The sequence below is a fragment of the Microvirga sp. 2MCAF35 genome (assembly GCF_052115545.1).
GTDB lineage: Bacteria > Pseudomonadota > Alphaproteobacteria > Rhizobiales > Beijerinckiaceae > Microvirga.
Genome location: NZ_JBFRGW010000026.1, coordinates 33,755 through 50,014, shown reverse-complemented (window position 1 = coordinate 50,014; position 16,260 = coordinate 33,755). Strand labels below are relative to the sequence as shown.

Annotated in this window: 15 protein-coding genes; 5 read left to right on the top strand and 10 right to left on the bottom strand. The window is 62.0% G+C overall.

The features are described from left to right. Window positions 1-208 precede the first annotated feature (208 nt). From AB4097_RS14285 to ytfQ, 5 genes are all read right to left on the bottom strand, one after another. The gene (locus AB4097_RS14285) at window positions 209-982 is read right to left on the bottom strand and encodes a FadR/GntR family transcriptional regulator (protein ID WP_442040621.1); all 774 of its coding nucleotides are present in this window, start codon (window positions 980-982) and stop codon (window positions 209-211) included. A 12-nt stretch (window positions 983-994) separates the two neighbouring features. After that, window positions 995-1,954: a galactofuranose ABC transporter, permease protein YjfF gene (yjfF, locus tag AB4097_RS14280; RefSeq protein ID WP_442040619.1), complete on the bottom strand. Its 960-nt coding sequence runs from the start codon at window positions 1,952-1,954 to the stop codon at window positions 995-997. Next, a complete protein-coding gene (gene ytfT / locus AB4097_RS14275) occupies window positions 1,951-2,955 on the bottom strand; it encodes a galactofuranose ABC transporter, ATP-binding protein YtfT (protein ID WP_442040617.1) in 1,005 nt (334 codons plus the stop codon). Before ytfT ends, yjfF begins: the two co-directional genes overlap by 4 nt. Continuing rightward, entirely contained in the window at window positions 2,952-4,463 is a 1,512-nt protein-coding gene (gene ytfR / locus AB4097_RS14270) for a galactofuranose ABC transporter, ATP-binding protein YtfR (protein WP_442040615.1), read from the bottom strand. The genes ytfT and ytfR overlap by 4 nt, the downstream gene beginning before the upstream one ends. 69 nt (window positions 4,464-4,532) lie before the next feature. Then, a complete protein-coding gene (gene ytfQ, locus AB4097_RS14265; protein WP_442040613.1) occupies window positions 4,533-5,495 on the bottom strand; it encodes a galactofuranose ABC transporter, galactofuranose-binding protein YtfQ in 963 nt (320 codons plus the stop codon). 164 nt (window positions 5,496-5,659) lie between these two features. Here ytfQ and AB4097_RS14260 point away from each other — a divergent pair, with 164 nt between their 5' ends. The 3 genes from AB4097_RS14260 to AB4097_RS14250 all read left to right on the top strand — a co-directional run bounded on the left by AB4097_RS14260 (window position 5,660) and on the right by AB4097_RS14250 (window position 8,856). Then, the gene (locus AB4097_RS14260) at window positions 5,660-7,393 is read left to right on the top strand and encodes an IlvD/Edd family dehydratase (protein WP_442040611.1); all 1,734 of its coding nucleotides are present in this window, start codon (window positions 5,660-5,662) and stop codon (window positions 7,391-7,393) included. Window positions 7,394-7,526: 133 nt separating this feature from the next. Beyond that, entirely contained in the window at window positions 7,527-8,465 is a 939-nt protein-coding gene (locus AB4097_RS14255) for a dihydrodipicolinate synthase family protein (RefSeq protein WP_442040609.1), read from the top strand. A 148-nt stretch (window positions 8,466-8,613) separates the two neighbouring features. Next, window positions 8,614-8,856 (top strand): hypothetical protein, encoded by a 243-nt coding sequence (locus AB4097_RS14250; RefSeq protein ID WP_442040607.1) that lies wholly within the window; start codon window positions 8,614-8,616, stop codon window positions 8,854-8,856. Window positions 8,857-9,095: 239 nt separating this feature from the next. On the opposite strand, the gene AB4097_RS14245 is transcribed toward AB4097_RS14250, so the two are convergent. From AB4097_RS14245 to AB4097_RS14230, 4 genes are all read right to left on the bottom strand, one after another. Continuing rightward, entirely contained in the window at window positions 9,096-10,232 is a 1,137-nt protein-coding gene (locus AB4097_RS14245; RefSeq protein WP_442040605.1) for an alpha-hydroxy acid oxidase, read from the bottom strand. A 127-nt stretch (window positions 10,233-10,359) separates the two neighbouring features. Further along, window positions 10,360-10,713, bottom strand: coding sequence for a RidA family protein (locus AB4097_RS14240; RefSeq protein ID WP_442040603.1), 354 nt, complete (start codon window positions 10,711-10,713; stop codon window positions 10,360-10,362). 32 nt (window positions 10,714-10,745) lie between these two features. Continuing rightward, window positions 10,746-11,852: an NAD(P)/FAD-dependent oxidoreductase gene (locus AB4097_RS14235; RefSeq protein WP_442040601.1), complete on the bottom strand. Its 1,107-nt coding sequence runs from the start codon at window positions 11,850-11,852 to the stop codon at window positions 10,746-10,748. Window positions 11,853-11,974: 122 nt separating this feature from the next. Beyond that, window positions 11,975-13,585, bottom strand: a complete 1,611-nt coding sequence (locus AB4097_RS14230) for an ABC transporter substrate-binding protein (protein WP_442040599.1) — start codon at window positions 13,583-13,585, stop codon at window positions 11,975-11,977. Between the two features lie 243 nt (window positions 13,586-13,828). Here AB4097_RS14230 and AB4097_RS14225 point away from each other — a divergent pair, with 243 nt between their 5' ends. Both AB4097_RS14225 and AB4097_RS14220 read left to right on the top strand, forming a co-directional pair. Then, the gene (locus AB4097_RS14225; protein WP_442040597.1) at window positions 13,829-14,746 is read left to right on the top strand and encodes a LysR substrate-binding domain-containing protein; all 918 of its coding nucleotides are present in this window, start codon (window positions 13,829-13,831) and stop codon (window positions 14,744-14,746) included. A 149-nt stretch (window positions 14,747-14,895) separates the two neighbouring features. Beyond that, window positions 14,896-15,672, top strand: a complete 777-nt coding sequence (locus tag AB4097_RS14220) for an HpcH/HpaI aldolase family protein (protein ID WP_442040658.1) — start codon at window positions 14,896-14,898, stop codon at window positions 15,670-15,672. Between the two features lie 186 nt (window positions 15,673-15,858). On the opposite strand, the gene AB4097_RS14215 is transcribed toward AB4097_RS14220, so the two are convergent. After that, window positions 15,859-16,257, bottom strand: a complete 399-nt coding sequence (locus AB4097_RS14215; RefSeq protein WP_442040595.1) for a hypothetical protein — start codon at window positions 16,255-16,257, stop codon at window positions 15,859-15,861. Window positions 16,258-16,260: the final 3 nt, after the last annotated feature.

Below are 16,260 nucleotides of genomic sequence, written 5' to 3'. Positions count from 1 at the left end.
CGGCTTTTCCGGCGCCGATCCGCCTGCCTTTTGGATCCATCATAACGGCAGAGCAGTCCTCGGGAACAGCCCCACCTCATGCCATCATGAGCGTGTGTTAGACCTCTCCTAACGGCCAATAAATCATACTATAATACTATTTTGTCCGGCAAGACTCCCGAGCGGCGATGATCCGCTTGCAGGCTGCCCTGGCGGATCGCCGGCGAGACTATTCCCCCGAGAAAGCATGAACCTGGACCGTCGCCAGCGCGCTCTCCGCATGCTTGATCCGGACCCGCTCCGCCGCTTGGAGGATCAGCTCCGACATGGCCTCGCTCGCAGCCACCGGACTCCCCTGCTCGATAGCATCGAATACCGCCTGATGCTGCCCCATCACTTCCCGGAAGCGGTCGTCGCTGGAGACCGGAGAGCTGATCGTGAACGATGTCGCCAGGGCGGCTCCGATGACGGAGCCGATCGATTGCAGGAAGGGGTTGGCAGATGCCTCGAGGATGGCCTGGTGAAACGCGAGATCGGCCTTCGTGAAGCCCTGCCGGCTGCTCTCGCATTGGTACATGGCCTGAAGCGCCCGGTGCATCTCCGTCAGCTGCTCCGGCGTCCGCCGTACCGCAGCGGTGGCGCAGGCCAGAGGCTCCAGCATCTGCCGGATTTCGAAGAGCCATCCGAGGAAGCGGGCATCGACACCGATTTCGAGATGCCATCCGAGGATGTCTGCATCGAACATGTTCCAGTTGTTGCGGTCGAGAACCTTCGTGCCGACCTTCGTCTTGGACTCGATCAGGCCCTTTGCCGCCAGGGTCTTCAGCGCCTCCCGGAGCGCCGTTCGAGAAACCCCGTAGAGCTCCATCAGCTCCGCATCGCCCGGCAGGGTGCTGCCGACGGGGAAACGGCCCTGCATGATGTTCTGACCGATCCCATGGGCAACGAGATCATGGGCTGATCGCGCTCTCGCAGGCCTCTGGACACCGTTCAGCAACACCATTCTCCCCTTCTTTTACCTTGTGCGAAGCGACGCCGCCGACAGGCCGCGCTGCAGCACGATGAATGCGAACAGCAGGGCCCCGATGGCGATCTTGGTCCACCACGAGCTCAAGGTCCCCTCGACCGTGATGTATGTCTGGATCAATCCCTGGATGAGCACGCCCACGAGGGTGCCGATGATCGTCCCGTAGCCTCCCGTGAGCAGGGTGCCGCCGATGACCACCGCCGCGATCGTGTCGAGCTCGACGCCGGTCGCGGCCAGGGAGTACCCGGCGGACGTATAGAAGGAAAAGACGATTCCGGCCAAGGCCGCCAGGAAACTCGACAGCATGTAGATGCGGATCGTCGTTCGCCCTACGGGCACGCCCATCAGTTCCGCCGAGGTCCGGTTGCCGCCGAGCGCATAGACATTGGCGCCGAAGCGCGTGAAATGCGCCAGGACGATGCCGACCGCGAAGGTCAGCAGCATCACCATGGCGATGAAGGTCACCCGCCCGCCTCCCGGCAGGCCGAAGGCGATGTCCGTGATCCGGCCATAGGCGGGCGCGTTGATCGGGATCGAATCCGTGGTGAGTACGAAGCACAGGCCGCGCGCCAGGAACATGCCCGCCAATGTGACGATGAAGGCGGGGATCTGGAAGGTGTGGATCAGGAGGCCCATGCCGGCCCCGAACAGAGCCGCGATGCCGAGGATGAGAATGAAGGCAATGTAGGGGTTGAGCCCGTATTTCTCGATGGAGACGGCGAGGAACACGCCCGTGAAGGCGATGACAGAGCCGACCGAGAGGTCGATGCCCCCGGACAGGATTACGAATGTCATGCCGACAGCCACGATGCCCAGGAAGGCATTGTCGGTCAGAAGATTACCGATCACGCGGGTCGAGGCGAAGCTCGGAAACTGCGCCAGGCAGATCAGGTAGCCGACGATGAAGACGGCGAGCGTGATGAGAACCGGAAGATGACGCCTGATCATGCTCTTGCCTTCCAGACGGAACGGACGGCGGACAATACGGGCGACTGGGCGAGAAGCACGGCGAGCACCACGATGGCCTTCACGATGAGGTTGTACTCGGGCGGATAGCCGCTCAGCAGGATGCCCGTGTTCATCGCCTGGATGATCAGTGCACCGACGACCGAGAGGCCGAGGCTGAAGCGCCCGCCGAACAGGGACGTGCCGCCGATCACGACGGCAAGGATGGCATCGAGTTCGAGCCAGAGCCCGGCATTGTTGGCATCGGCTCCCCGGATGTCCGCCGTCACGATCAAGCCGGCGATCGCCGCGCACAGGCCGCACCACATATAGACCGCGATGGTCACGACCTTCGTGCCGATGCCCGCATAGGCGCTGGAGCGAACATTGGCCCCAATGGATTCGATGAAGAGGCCGAGGGCCGTGTAGCGGACAATGAAATGCGTGATGATCAGCATCACGATGGCGATCACCACCGGCATCGGCAGCATCAGGAAGGAGCCGCCGCCGATGGCAGCGAACCCCTCGCTCACGAAGGTAATGATCTGCCCTTCGGTGATCAGCTGCGCGAAGCCACGCCCTGCCACCATCAGGATCAAGGTCGCCACGAAGGGCTGGATTTCAAGGACCGCGACGAGGAAGCCGTTCCAGAGGCCACACGCGAGACCGATGCCCGCAGCCGCCGCCAGCGCGACGGGCAGCGGATAGCCCTGCGCGGTCAATGTGGCGGCCATGGCGCCCGCGATCGCCATGACGGCTCCGACGGAGAGATCGATTCCCCGGGTCGCGATGACGAGCGTCATCCCCAAGGCCAGGATGGCGACCGGCGCGCCGCGGTTCAGGACGTCGATGAGGCTGCCGAAGAGCCGCCCGTCCTGCAGGCGCAGGGCAAAGAAGTCGCGGAAGACGAGCCAGTTGACGAGAAAGACGACGAGGAGCGCCGCGACCTGCGGAAGCCCCTTGGGAAGCGTGCGAGCGCTACTCGCCTGAATCATGCCGCTCATGAATGGCCCGCGATGGTTGTCATGATGGTATCGGCGCTCACCTCGGCTCCGGAGAGTTCGCGCACATGCCGTCGGTCGCGCAGAACGACGACCCGGTCGCTGTAAGAGGCGATCTCCTCCAGCTCCGACGAGATGACCAGAAGGGCAAGCCCGTCCTCGCACAAACGCTCGATCAGGCGGATGATTTCCGCATGCGCCCCCACGTCGATGCCGCGCGTCGGCTCGTCGAGGATGAGGAAGCGCGGCTCGGTGGCAAGCCAGCGGGCGAGCAGCGCCTTCTGCTGATTGCCGCCGGAGAGAAGCCCGATGGGCTTTTCCGCATCCGGCGTACGGATGTCGAGAAGCTTGATAAAGCGGTCGGCGATCTCTTCCTGCTTGCGCCTCGGGATCAGCCGCAGCCAGCCGCGCTGCGCCTGGAGCGCCAGGATGATGTTCTCGCGCACGGACAATTCCGCCACGACCCCTTCCGTCTTGCGATCCTCGGGCGTGAACCCGAACCGCAGCCGGGCCGCATCGCGCGGCGTGGCGATGCGCACGGGCCTGCCGTCGACGAAGGCCTGTCCGCTGTCGGCGCGCTCGATGCCGAAGACCAGTTTGGCCGTCTCCGTGCGGCCGGAACCGAGCAGGCCCGCGAGCCCCACCACCTCGCCGGGACGCACAGCCAGATCGAACGGCTCCAGGAGGCGGCGCCTGCCGTAATTCTTGAACGCGACGAGCGGCTCGCCCGTGACGGCTTTGCGCTGATTGCGGTGGAGCGCTTCCGCGGCAAGCTCGCGTCCCAGCATCATGGAAACGAGTTCGATGCGCGGCAGCTCCGCGATGGGGCGTGAGCCCACGAGGCGCCCGTTGCGCAGAACGGTGATCCGGTCGCAGACCGCATAGACCTGATCGAGGAAATGCGTGACGAACACGATGCCGATGCCGCGGCTCTTGAGATCCCTCAGGATCTTGAACAGCGTCTCGACCTCATGCGCGTCGAGACTGGCGGTCGGCTCATCGAGAATCAGCACCTTGGCCGAGAGATCGACCGCGCGGGCGATGGCGACGATCTGCTGCACGGCCACTGAGTAGGTGCTCAACGGATTGGCGACATCGATGTCGAGACCATAGCCTGCCAGCAGTTCTTGAGAGCGGCGGCGCATCTCGCCGGTGCGCACGAGGCCGAAGCGGTGCGGCTGGCGGCCGATGAAGAGGTTTTCCGCCACCGACAGGTTCGGCAGAAGATTGACTTCCTGATAGACCGTTCCGATGCCGAGCGAGAGCGCGTCCGCGGGATCCCGTGCATCGATCTCCTGACCGTCGAGCCGGATGGTGCCGCCGTCGCGCTTGAAGACGCCGGTCAGCACCTTGATCAGGGTCGACTTGCCGGCCCCGTTCTCGCCGAGCAGGCCGTGGATCTCGCCCGCATGCAGCGTGAAATCCACGTGGTCGAGCGCCTGCACACCCGGAAAGCCCTTCGTGAGGCCTCGGATCTCAAGAAGCTGAGGCTGCTCTGTCAACGATGGCATCGGTCCTCGCTGTCCCATAAACGAGGCAGCAGGCGATCCCTCGCCTGCTGCCCTGATCGCTTGACGATTTCAGTAGAGGTCCTTGCGCTTGTCGTATTCGGCCTTCGCCGTCTCGGGCGTGAAGACCTTGGATTCCGTCTGGATCCACTTCTTCGGCGCGGTGCCATCTTTCTTGAACGCCATGACGGCATCGAGCGCCGGGCCGGCCATGTTCGGCGTCAGCTCGACCGTGACGTTGGCCTCGCCGTCGGACATCGCCTTGAAGATATCCGGAACGCCGTCGATGGACACGATCTTGATGTCCTTGCCGGGCTTCAGGCCGGCTTCCTTGATGGCCTGAATGGCGCCGATCGCCATGTCGTCGTTATGCGCGTAGACGGCACAGATGTTCTTGCCGCCGCCTTCCGCCTTGATGAAGCTTTCCATCACTTCCTTACCCTTGGTGCGGGTAAAGTCGCCGGACTGCGTGCGGATGATCTTCATGCCGGGATTGGCGGCAACGACCTGATCGAAGCCCTTCTTGCGGTTGATCGCCGGGCTCGAGCCGACAGTGCCCTGCAGTTCCACCACGTTGCACTTGCCGCCGGTTTCCTTGGCGAGCCACTCGCCGGCCACCTTGCCTTCATACACGGTGTCGGACGTCACGGCCGTGAGGTAGAGCGACTCGTCCTTCGTATCGATGGAACGGTCGAGCAGCACGACCGGGATCTTGGCGTCCTTGGCCTCTTTGAGAACCGCGTCCCAGCCCGTCGATACGACCGGCGCGATGAAGATCGCATCCACGCCCTGCGCGATGAAGGAGCGCACGGCGCGGATCTGATTTTCCTGCTTCTGCTGCGCGTCGGAGATCTTCAGGTCGACACCGCGCTTCTCGGCCTCGATCTTCGAGACCTTGGTCTCGGCGGCACGCCAGCCGGATTCCGATCCGACCTGCGAGAATCCGATGGTCATTTTGTTCTGAGCGTAAGCGGCACCTGAGGACAGCATCAGCGCAGCCATGCCGATCGTCGTCAGAAGATGACGAGCCTTCATATGCATTCTCCCTAAAATTGTCGTTGCTCTTCGACTTTAGCAGCCTTATCAGCTGACTATTAGTACTATTATATGAATCAAATGGGGCGCCTATTCAACCAAAGTCGCGCTCCAAAGCACATCATTTCACAGAGCGATACAGAGTTTCAAAGGCACTGAGAGACATGACCGAAGAGAAGAAACGCCAGCTTCGCAGCCAGGCTTGGTTCGGCCGTCAGGACAAGATGGGATTCTATTACCGCTCTTTCCTGAAGAACAGCGGCTTCCCGCAGGATCAGTTCGAGGGCCGTCCGGTTATCGGCATTTGCAACACCTGGTCCGAGCTGACGCCCTGCAACGCGCATTTCCGCACCATTGCCGAACATGTGAAATACGGCGTGCTGGATGCGGGCGGCTTCCCTCTCGAATTCCCCGTCTCGTCGCTCGGCGAAGTGACCATGCGCCCGACCGCCATGCTGTTCCGCAATCTCGCGGCCATGGACGTGGAAGAGGCGATCCGCGCGCATCCTCTCGACGGCGTCGTGCTTCTCATGGGTTGCGACAAGACCACCCCTGCCCTCCTGATGGGCGCGGCCTCGGCGGACCTGCCCACCATCGGCGTGTCGGGCGGACCGCAGCTGCGCGGGGTCTATCGCGGCAAATATATCGGATCGGGCACCAACATCATCTCCATGAGCGAGCAGCTGCGCGCCGGAGAAGTGACCCTGCAGGAATTCCACGAGGCGGAGGGCGGCATGAACCGCTCGGCCGGCCACTGCATGACCATGGGCACCGGCTCCACCATGGCGTCCATGGTCGAGGCGCTCGGCGTCGGCCTGCCGGAGAACGCCGCCATTCCGGCCGCCGACGCGCGGCGCAACCACCTCGCCCGCATGGCCGGGCGGCGCATCGTCGAGATGGTGAACGAGGATCTCGTGCTGTCGAAGCTCATGACGCGCCAGGCCTTCGAGAACGCCATCCGGACGCTCGCGGCCATCGGCGGCTCGACCAACGCGGTCGTGCATCTTCTCGCCATCGCCGGGCGGTGCGGCGTCGACCTGACCCTCGACGATTTCGACCGGCTCGGACGCGACATTCACTGCCTCGTCGACCTCATGCCCTCGGGCCGCTTCCTGATGGAGGATTTCTATTATGCCGGCGGCCTGCCTGTCGTGCTGCGGACGCTGGGCGAGCGCGGCCTGCTGCACAAGGATGCACTCACCGTCAACGGCAAGCCGATCTGGGAGAACGTGAAAGATGCCCCGTGCTGGAACCGCGAGGTGATCACCACCTTCGAGGAGCCGTTCAAGCCGGAAGCCGGCATCGCGATCCTGAAGGGGAACCTTGCTCCCAACGGCGCGGTCATCAAGCCTTCCGCCGCCTCTCCCGAACTCATGCAGCACACGGGCCGCGCGGTCGTGTTCGAGACCATCGAGGAGCTGCATCATCGCATCGACGATGAGGATCTCGATATCGACGAGACCTGCATCATGGTGCTGAAGAACTGCGGCCCGAAGGGCTATCCGGGCATGGCCGAGGTCGGCAACATGCCGCTGCCGCAGAAGCTGCTCAAGAAAGGCGTGCGCGACATGATCCGCATTTCGGATGCGCGCATGTCCGGCACGGCCTACGGCACGGTGGTGCTGCACGTGGCGCCGGAAGCCGCCGCCGGCGGCCCGCTGGCGCTGGTGCAGAACGGCGACCTCATCACGCTCGATGTGGCGGCGCGCAGCCTCCATCTTCACGTCGAGGCCGAGGAGATGGAGCGCCGCCGCGCCGCCTGGGTTGCGCCCGCGCCGCATGCCGACCGCGGCTGGGCCAAGCTCTATATCGACCACGTTCTGCAGGCCGACAAAGGTGTCGATCTGGACTTTCTCGTCGGACGGACGGGATCGCCCGTTCCGCGCGACAACCACTGAACGTGATACAAACCGTATTGTGCGGCCCCACGGTCCGCATGATGCGCTAACTATGAGCAAAAGCATCGAATCGATCCCAAAAGCGCATTCCATTTTGGGTCCGATGCTAGAAACATTCTCGAAGGGAGAAATCATGTCCTTGTCCGGCACGACCGCCACGCGCCCCTATCGTGGCGTATATCCCGTAGCTCCGACCATCTTCCATGACGACGGCAGGCTCGATCTCGAAGGCCAGAAGCGCGCCATCGATTTCATGATCGATGCGGGCTCCGACGGCATCTGCATTCTCGCGAATTTCTCGGAACAATTCCTGCTGACCGATACCGAGCGTGACACGGTGATGACGACGGTGCTCGAGCACGTGGCCGGGCGGGTTCCGGTCATCGTCACCGCCAGCCATTTCTCGACCGAGATCTGCGCCGACCGCTGCCGGCGGGCCGAAGCCGCAGGCGCAGCCATGGTCATGCTCATGCCGCCCTTCTTCGGCGCGACGCTGCGCGTGTCGGAGGCCGGGATCTATGAATTCTTCCGCAGGGTTTCGGATGCGATCACCATCCCGATCATGATCCAGGACGCCCCGATGGCCGGCACCTTCCTGTCGGCCTCTTTCCTGGCCCGCATGGCCAAGGAGATCGCCAATGTGTCCTACTTCAAGATCGAGGTGCCCGGTACGGCGGTGAAGCTGCGTGAGCTGATCGCCCTCGGCGGGGATGCCATCGAAGGTCCCTGGGACGGCGAGGAGGCGATCACCCTCATGGCCGATCTCGATGCGGGCGCGACCGGCGCGATGACGGGCGGAGCCTATCCGGACGGCATCCGCCAGATCATCGATCCCTACATGGCCGGCAACAAGGAGGAGGCCGCCGCCGCTTACGAGCGCTGGCTTCCGCTGATCAACTATGAAAACCGGCAGGGCTGGCTGCTGGCAGCCAAGGTGCTGATGAAGGAAGGTGGCGTCATCCGATCCGACGCCGTGCGCCATCCGTTGCAGCCCCTGCATCCGGAAACCCGCAAAGGCCTCCTCGAAGTGGCCCGCCGACTCGATCCGATGGTGTTGCGCTGGGGCCGATAACTTCGCCGCGGCATCTCGCCGACCTTGGGCCGTAGTGGGGCGCCGCAGCCGGAAGGTCGCGGCGCTCTTCCCTTTTGGGCGCCTGCCCCATGATGGAAACCGGCCGCGCGGGACTTATATGAGAGGAAGGCCCTACGAGATCCTATCCATGCCCGAGACAGACAATCAGCCGGAAGACGAATTGGAAGAGCTGAACGGTACGAAGCGGATCAACTTCCGCGACTATCCGAGTTCCGGCCTCGTTGTCATCGCCGCCCTCAGCTCAGGCTTGGGGTGGATGCTGTTCAAATGGCTCGGCAAGAAGCGCAAGACCCGAAACGGAACCGCGACCGAAGGTGGAGCACCCCCGTCCGCCCGGCCGGAGGCAGGGTCGTCAACTCCTGAACCGTGATGCCTATCCCCAGAGACGTGCTGCAGCGCACCGCCTTCTGAGACACACGGGATTATCTTAGGGAACCATTTGGAGGTTCCTATGGCTCATTCAGCCGTTTCCTTCGTTCTCGGCATTATCGCCCCCGTGGCGCTGGTCAGCTGGCTGCTCGTGCTTCATTGATGGGGCCCATCGCTCCGCTGCCCGCTTTATCGCGAGCGCCGACCTCATTGACGCAACCCGCCTGATCCAACCGGATTCTAAAATTTCGAATCGAACGCTCTGTCGCTCTGTATCTGGTTAGGAACATGGAGAACGGCCTCGCTCAACTCCTGAACCCGGGAGCAGCCCAGATGGCCCAGTGTCGTCCAGAACTCGCGCTGCAGGAGTTCAAGGGTCCGCCGAACGCCGTACTCGCCATCGGCCGCAAGACCGAGCGCGATGAGGCGTCCGAGCGCGACCGCATCGGCGCCCAAGGCAAGCGCCGTGACGATATCGCTGCCCCGGCGGATGCCCGAGTCGAAGATGATCGGGACATCCCGCCCCACCGACTTCCGAATGGACGGCAGGACGTCCAGCGTCGCGGGTGTCCGGTCAACCGTGCGGCCGCCGTAGTTCGAAACATAAAGTCCGACTGCGCCGGCATCGAGCGCCGCATGGGCGTCCCTGACGCTTGTGACGCCTTTGAGGATGCACGGGAGAGGCGCGCGGGCGATGACGCGCGCGGCCTGCTGCCAGGTCCAGCGCGGCTTCGTGAATTCCAGCAATTCGACAAGAGCAGCCGGATCGGACCGTCCCGGCCCGAAATTGGCGGGACCGCCCTCACCTCGGATGGAAAAGCGGTCTTCCATCATGCGCTCCCGCCACTGCCTGATAGGGGAGTATGTAACGCAAATGTACTTGTAGCCGGCGGCCTTGGCCCGTTCCATGAGAGCGACGGCGGCGTCTTCATCACCGACGAACGTCATCTGGAATATCGATGCCACGGAAGAGGCAGCCGCAATGTCCTCGAGCGGGAAGGATGCGGCCACCGGAACCATCTGCTGAATGCCGGCTGCTTCAGCCGCGCGCCCGATGGCGAGATGTCCGTCAGGGTGGAATGCGGCCTCGCCCCCGAATGGAGCGATGAAAGCCGGAAAGCTCAGCTCAAGTCCTAGAATATTGGTTCTTGTATCTGGGTTGTCGATTCCGGCGAAGAGCGGCGTGATAAAGCGATAGCGGCCGAATGCTGCCGTATTGTCCTTGAGAGTGACCTCGTCACCGGTGCCGCACCAGAGGTAATTCCACTCGACCTCCGACAGATGCCTCTGGGCATCCCGGTGGATTCCACGCAGGGTCGTGTACTTTTCGTTGGTCGAGTAGCGATCGTCGATCCGTCTGGTCTTCGTCTCTGTCATCGTCGGCATCCCCGGGACCGTGCAGGAATGCGTTAGCAATCCCAGGTCAACAAACCTCTGGAGGAATGGCTGCGGGCAGAGAAATGCCCGCAGCCCGATGTCATCGCTGAATGAGCGACAGCACTTGCTATCGCGCGGCGGTGATGATCACCTCGATCAGGCGATTAGGGTCCCCAAGACTTGCAATGCCGATCGTGGCCCGCGACGGGAGAGCATCCTCGGGGATCCATTCGAGCCAAGCCTTGTTCATTTCCTCCTTCTGCGACATGTCGCTCAGGTAAATGCGGGCCGCGAGGATCTTCGTCTTGTCGGAACCGAGTTCGGCGAGAAACTTGTCGAGTTTGGCGCAGACCTCCCGGGTCTGATCCGCCATGCCCTGCGACAGGTCGTTGGCGGCATGCCCACCGAAATAGAGCACGCCGTTATGCTCCACGGCGCCGTGCATGATCTTGTGTTTCCTGTGACGGATGATTTCGGTCATTGGATGTCCTTTGATTTTAAATGAAACGTCGTTCACGCCGAGGTGGGAGAATAGGAAGCCGTGTCGGTATCCGGCTTCTCACCCATGCAAATCTGAGCCAGCAAGCGCCCTGCATAGGGACCGATGGTAAGGCCGGCTGCCCCAAGACCGTTGCCGATGACGAGACCATCCATCCCCGCAACACGCCCAAGGATCGGCTTGTAGCCGTCGCCTGCGGGCCGGAAGCCGATCCTTGTTTCAATGATCGTGCCTGATGCCAGTCCGGGCGCAATCGCAAGGCCCGCGTTGAGAACCTCAGCCTGGCCGCTGGCCGTGACCCGGTAATCGAACCCCGTATTGTCTTCCCGCGTTGCGCCGATCACGACTCGGGAATCGTCGAAAGCCAGCATGTAGTGGCTGGTCATCGGGAGGAGGACGGGCCACGAGCGTGTTTCGGTTCCCGGCAGGCGCAGGTGAACGATCTGGCCTCTCTGCGGACGGACAGGATGCTCCAATCCGAGCGGACGCAGGATTTGCGAGGCCCAGGCGCCCGCCGTGACGACAATCTCGTCCGCGTCAATCGCGCTCCCATCGCTGCGGATGCCACATGCCCTTCCGTCCCGCATTTCAAGCGATACGTGGTCATGCCGGAGCACGGCACCCGCCGCAACGGCCGCGCGGGTCATGGCTGCGGCGAGAAGCCTGCCATCGACGCGAGAGCCACCGGGAATGTAAATGCCGTCGAGATCCTCTCGCAACGGCGGGAACAGCCGCTTCGCTTCTGCCGCCGAAACGCGCTGCACATTCCCGGCCTCTGGCGCGTTTGCGATGCGGGACTGGATTCTCTGATCCGCCGCTTCCAGCTCCTTCCGATCTTCGGCCACGACGAGCGCACCGACGCGCCCATATCCGAGATCGGTTTCGCCACGCTGTGTCAGGCCTTCGACCAGTTCCGCGTAGTAGCGCGCTCCGGCGGCATAGAGAGCATACCACTCGGGATCGGTGACCTTCGTGGCCCAGGGGCATACGATCCCCGCCCCTGCCAGGGTCGCCTTGCCCTGATGAACCTCGTCAATTATTTCGACTTCAATGCCGCTCATGGCAAGATGATAGGCAACACTGGATCCGAGAATCCCTGCGCCGATCACGACGACACGCATCTTCAAGCTCCGCATGAAAGAAACAGCCTTGCGCCGAGCTTCGAACGCGGCCCAAAGGCAAGAAGGATCAAGGGGGAGGAACTCTTTCACCCTCCCCGCCCGGTTTTAAGCATCGGACCGTTCTAAGGCACCGTGACGCCCGAGAACCGGCTGGTCCCGAACACGGCCGGGACGAACCCCGAAACCGATTTGTTGACGGCCAGCAGCGCCGAGGAACTGCCGAACAGGATCGCGGGAACCTCGTCGTTGAAGACGACCTGAGCCTGCTTGTAGAGGTCGGTCCGCTGCTTCTGATCGGTAATCTGTCCGGCTCGGGCGATCAGATCATTGAACGAGGCGTTGCACCACGAGCCGATGTTCGACGGGCTCGGTTTGCCCTGCGAGTTGCAGGTGAAGTAGTTGTTCGGGATCTGGCTCGGATCCGGAAAATCCCAGATACCCCCGAACATCGCAGTCTTCGACTCGCCCATGCGTGCGCGCTTGACGTACTCGCCCCATTCGTAGGTCACGATTTCAGCCTTGACGCCGATCTTGGCCCAGTCGGCCTGGATCAGTTCCGCAGCGCGGCGGCCGTTCGGCATGTATGGGCGTGTGACCGGAAGCGCCCAGATCTGCGTTTCGAAACCGTTGGGATATCCAGCCTCCGCGAGCAGCGCCTTAGCCTTCTCGATATCGTATGCATGCCCCTTCAGGTCGGGATTGTGCCCCCAGAGAGACGCCGGGATGAGAGCTCCCGTCACCGCGCCGGTTCCCTCGAAGACGTTATCGACGAGTCCCTTCATGTTGATGGCATGAGCCAGTGCCTGCCGGACGCGCTTATCCTGGAACGGCTTCTCCTTGAAGTTGAAGGCGAGGAAGCCGGAGGACGCGACAGGTGTTTCAGCGAGGTTGAGCTTGGCGCTCGCCTTGATCACCTCCCGGTCGGCTGGACTGGGCGCATTGGCGATATGGCATTCGCCCGCTTGCGCACGCTGCAGGCGAACCGGCGCGTCCACCGTGATCGGCATGATCAGATCGTCGACCTTCGGCGTCCTGGCAGGATCTTTGATCTTCTCACCCCAGGTATCATGAAAGGCCTTGAACCGGACAGCCGCATTGGTCTGGTAGACCTGCATCTGGAACGGGCCTGTCCCGATCGGCTGCAGATCGAGTTGCTCAGGCGTGCCAGCCTTCAGCAGCTGATCGGCATACTCGGCGGAGAGGATAATCAGCGACTGGTGGGATAGGATCCCGATGAAGGGCGCCAGCGGCTCCTTCAGCGTGAACGCGACCGTGTGCTCGTCGATCTTCTTCACCGCCGTCAGAACATCCGCGAGCTTGGTGTTGAAGGTAATGTAGTTCCCGCCATTGACCTTAGCGTAGGGATGATCCGCCTTCATCATCCGTTCGAAGCTGAAGACCACATCATCCGCATTGAAGTCACGCGAGGGCTTGAACGTCTTGTTGGACTGCCATTTCACGCCCTGCCGCAGCTTGAACGTATAGGTCTTGCCATCCTCCGAAACAGACCAGCTCTCGGCCAGGCTCGGCTCGAGTTCCGAACTGCCAGCCTCGACCGAGACGAGTTGGTCGTAGATCTGGCCGGTCACGATGCTCGTCGTCGCATTGCTGGTCAGTTGCGGGTTGAAGGTTTCCGGACTTCCTTCGATGCAGACGACAAGGCTGCTGCTCAAAGCGGGTGACGCGGCGGATATCAGGATCGCCAATGCTCCCACGGAAAGTGCTGATTTCATCACGCTGAGTCCCCTTGGATATTGTTGCCGAAGACATGCCACGCCGAAGATGGCACATGAGACGAGCGTCCGATGTACGGCCTCAGATGAGGCCATCATCCATTCTCGTTAGCTCCACGACCGTATGGTGCCCGCAGTTCTTCGAAGGATTAGAGGAGTGCAGAACATGATTGTCAAATTGCTTTTCTGCCGTTCATTATAACCAGAATTCATAGTTGAACGAGAAATTTTGAGAACGTTGTAATGAATATCCGACAGATAGAAGCGTTTCATGCCTTCATGGAAACCGGTTCTGTGACGCATGCGGGGGAGAGGCTTGGCATCTCGCAGCCTGCCGTCAGCAAACTGCTGAAGGGCTTTGGTGAGAGCTGCGGATTCAAACTCTTCATGCGCAGCAACGGCCGGCTCGTTCCGACACTCGAGGCTCGCCTGGTTGCGGCGGAGGTGGAGAAGCTCATCGCCGGCACCGAACGCATCGAACGCGTGGCAGCAGCCGTACGTAACCGCGAATGGGGACAAGTCACCATCGCGGCGCTCCCGGCCTTGGCCTCGCGCTATCTGCCGCGAGCCCTTTCCCCTTTCCTGGCCGAGCAGCGCGATCTGCGTCTTACGCTTCAGAGTCGCGCGTCGCCGCGCATCGCGGAACTTGTCATGGCGCAACAGGTGGACATCGGCCTGAGCATCCTGCCGTTCGACCATCCGGACGTTACAGCCGAAGCTGTCATCCGGTTCGATCTCATGTGCTTTCTGCCGGCGCTGCACCCGTTGGCCAAGAAATCCACCATCGGTGTGGAAGACCTGCGGAACGAATCCTTCATCTCCCTGGAACGAGACGATTGTTCGCTGATGACGATCGATCGGGCCTTTCAGATGCGCGGCGTACAGAAACGCAATCGAATTGAAGTCCCCATGTCGGAGACTGCCTGCAGCTTCGTCGCGAATGGGATCGGGGTCTCCATCCTCCCACCGTTCGTCGGAATGGATTATCCATCAGATCAATTAGTCCGCCGCCCCCTTCTGCCGAAGACCTCGATGGATATCTGGCTTCTGACATCCAGTCGACGCCCGCTTTCTCTCGCAGCGCAACAGTTGACCGAGTTCATCCACGCGGCCTTGGCATCCTTTCAGCAGCCCGCGTCTGTGCCAGCCTCCGAACAATGATGCGCCGTTCGGAATTCAGCACTCCGGAAGTGGATGGTGGAGCGGGAGACATCATGGCTTTGACGAGAGGAATGCTCCAATGGGCCCTAGCCCTCAGAATTTTCATGTATAAGAGCCACAGCACAAGCCAAGCACAAGGGTGACCGATGGTGGACCTTCAACGCAATGCTTTCAAAGCCGCTCTCCAGAACCGGCAACTGCAGATCGGGCTCTGGAGCAGTCTCTGCAGCAATATCGTGGCGGAGATCATTGCTCATAGCGGCTTCGATTGGATTCTGCTCGACATGGAGCACTCCCCCAATGAAGTTCCCGGGATTCTGAACCAGCTTCAGGCCCTTTCTGGCGGCAGCGCCACTCCCATCGTACGTCCCGCCTGGAACGATCCTGTCCTCATCAAACGCATCCTCGATATCGGCGCGCCGGCTGTTCTGATTCCGTTCGTTCAAAACGCACGGGAAGCAGAGCAGGCCGTTGCCGCCTGTCGCTATCCTCCGGCAGGCATTCGCGGCATCACGTCGGTGAGCCGTCCCAGCGGGTATGGTCGCTTGCCGGCTTACCTCAAGCACGCAGACCGGGAAACATGCGTCCTGGTGCAGATCGAGACGGCGGCGGCTCTCGCAGAGCTGGAGGCGATTGCAGGCGTCGAGGGAGTTGATGGTGTGTTCATCGGCCCCGCCGATCTGTCCGCATCTTTGGGCCATATCGGAAACCCTCAGCACCCTGAGGTCCAGGCTGCCATTCAAGATGCCGTGCGGCGTCTCCAGGCCGTAGGGAAGCCTGCGGGCATTCTTGCGCCGCGCGAGGCGGATGCCCGCCGCTACATCGAATGGGGCTACGGGTTCGTTGCTGTCGGATCCGACTTGGGGCTTCTCGTTAAGAGCGCGGATGAGCTCGCAAGCAGCTTCAAGCCTGCCTCTTCGGAGTAGGTCTTTTCTGCGTAACGAGTGCCGAGAGTAGAGTGAGCGCTCTTAGCTGACCTGAGCGCTCTCCCCGATCCTGCCAGCCGGTTGATGCATCCATGATCCTGCGACACGATCATGGGCCGGTACCGCCTTCTGCAAGCGGGGCAGGGTCTGTCTCAGCCCTTTTTCGCCAACAGGATCAGAGCGGCCTCACTCGCTCTCATCCTGCACGCCATCGGTGTCAAACTGCATCTCGTAGGGTGTACGTGCCCGTTCGTAGGTGGCCTCGGCAACGTCGTTGGACTCAAGCATCTCTTCCGGTTCGGCATAGACAGGCCGCTTCGGCTCCTTGCAGAGGTCCGCACAAATGCTCCGAGTGGCCCGACGATCACGGGCTTCAATGCGCTTGTTGAACTTCTCTTGTCGCGCGAGCCAATCGCCGGGACGGTCGGCTTCACGCGCGCCAGCGAGGTTCGCCACGAGGAGGCCGGCGATTGCCAGTAAGAGTGATTTCATTCGCGCCATCATGCCGCCAGCGATCATAAGGCCGGGCAAGGAGCCCGACGTTGTTGGACCATCACTGTCACTAGAATGGAAAAGCTGAATCACAAA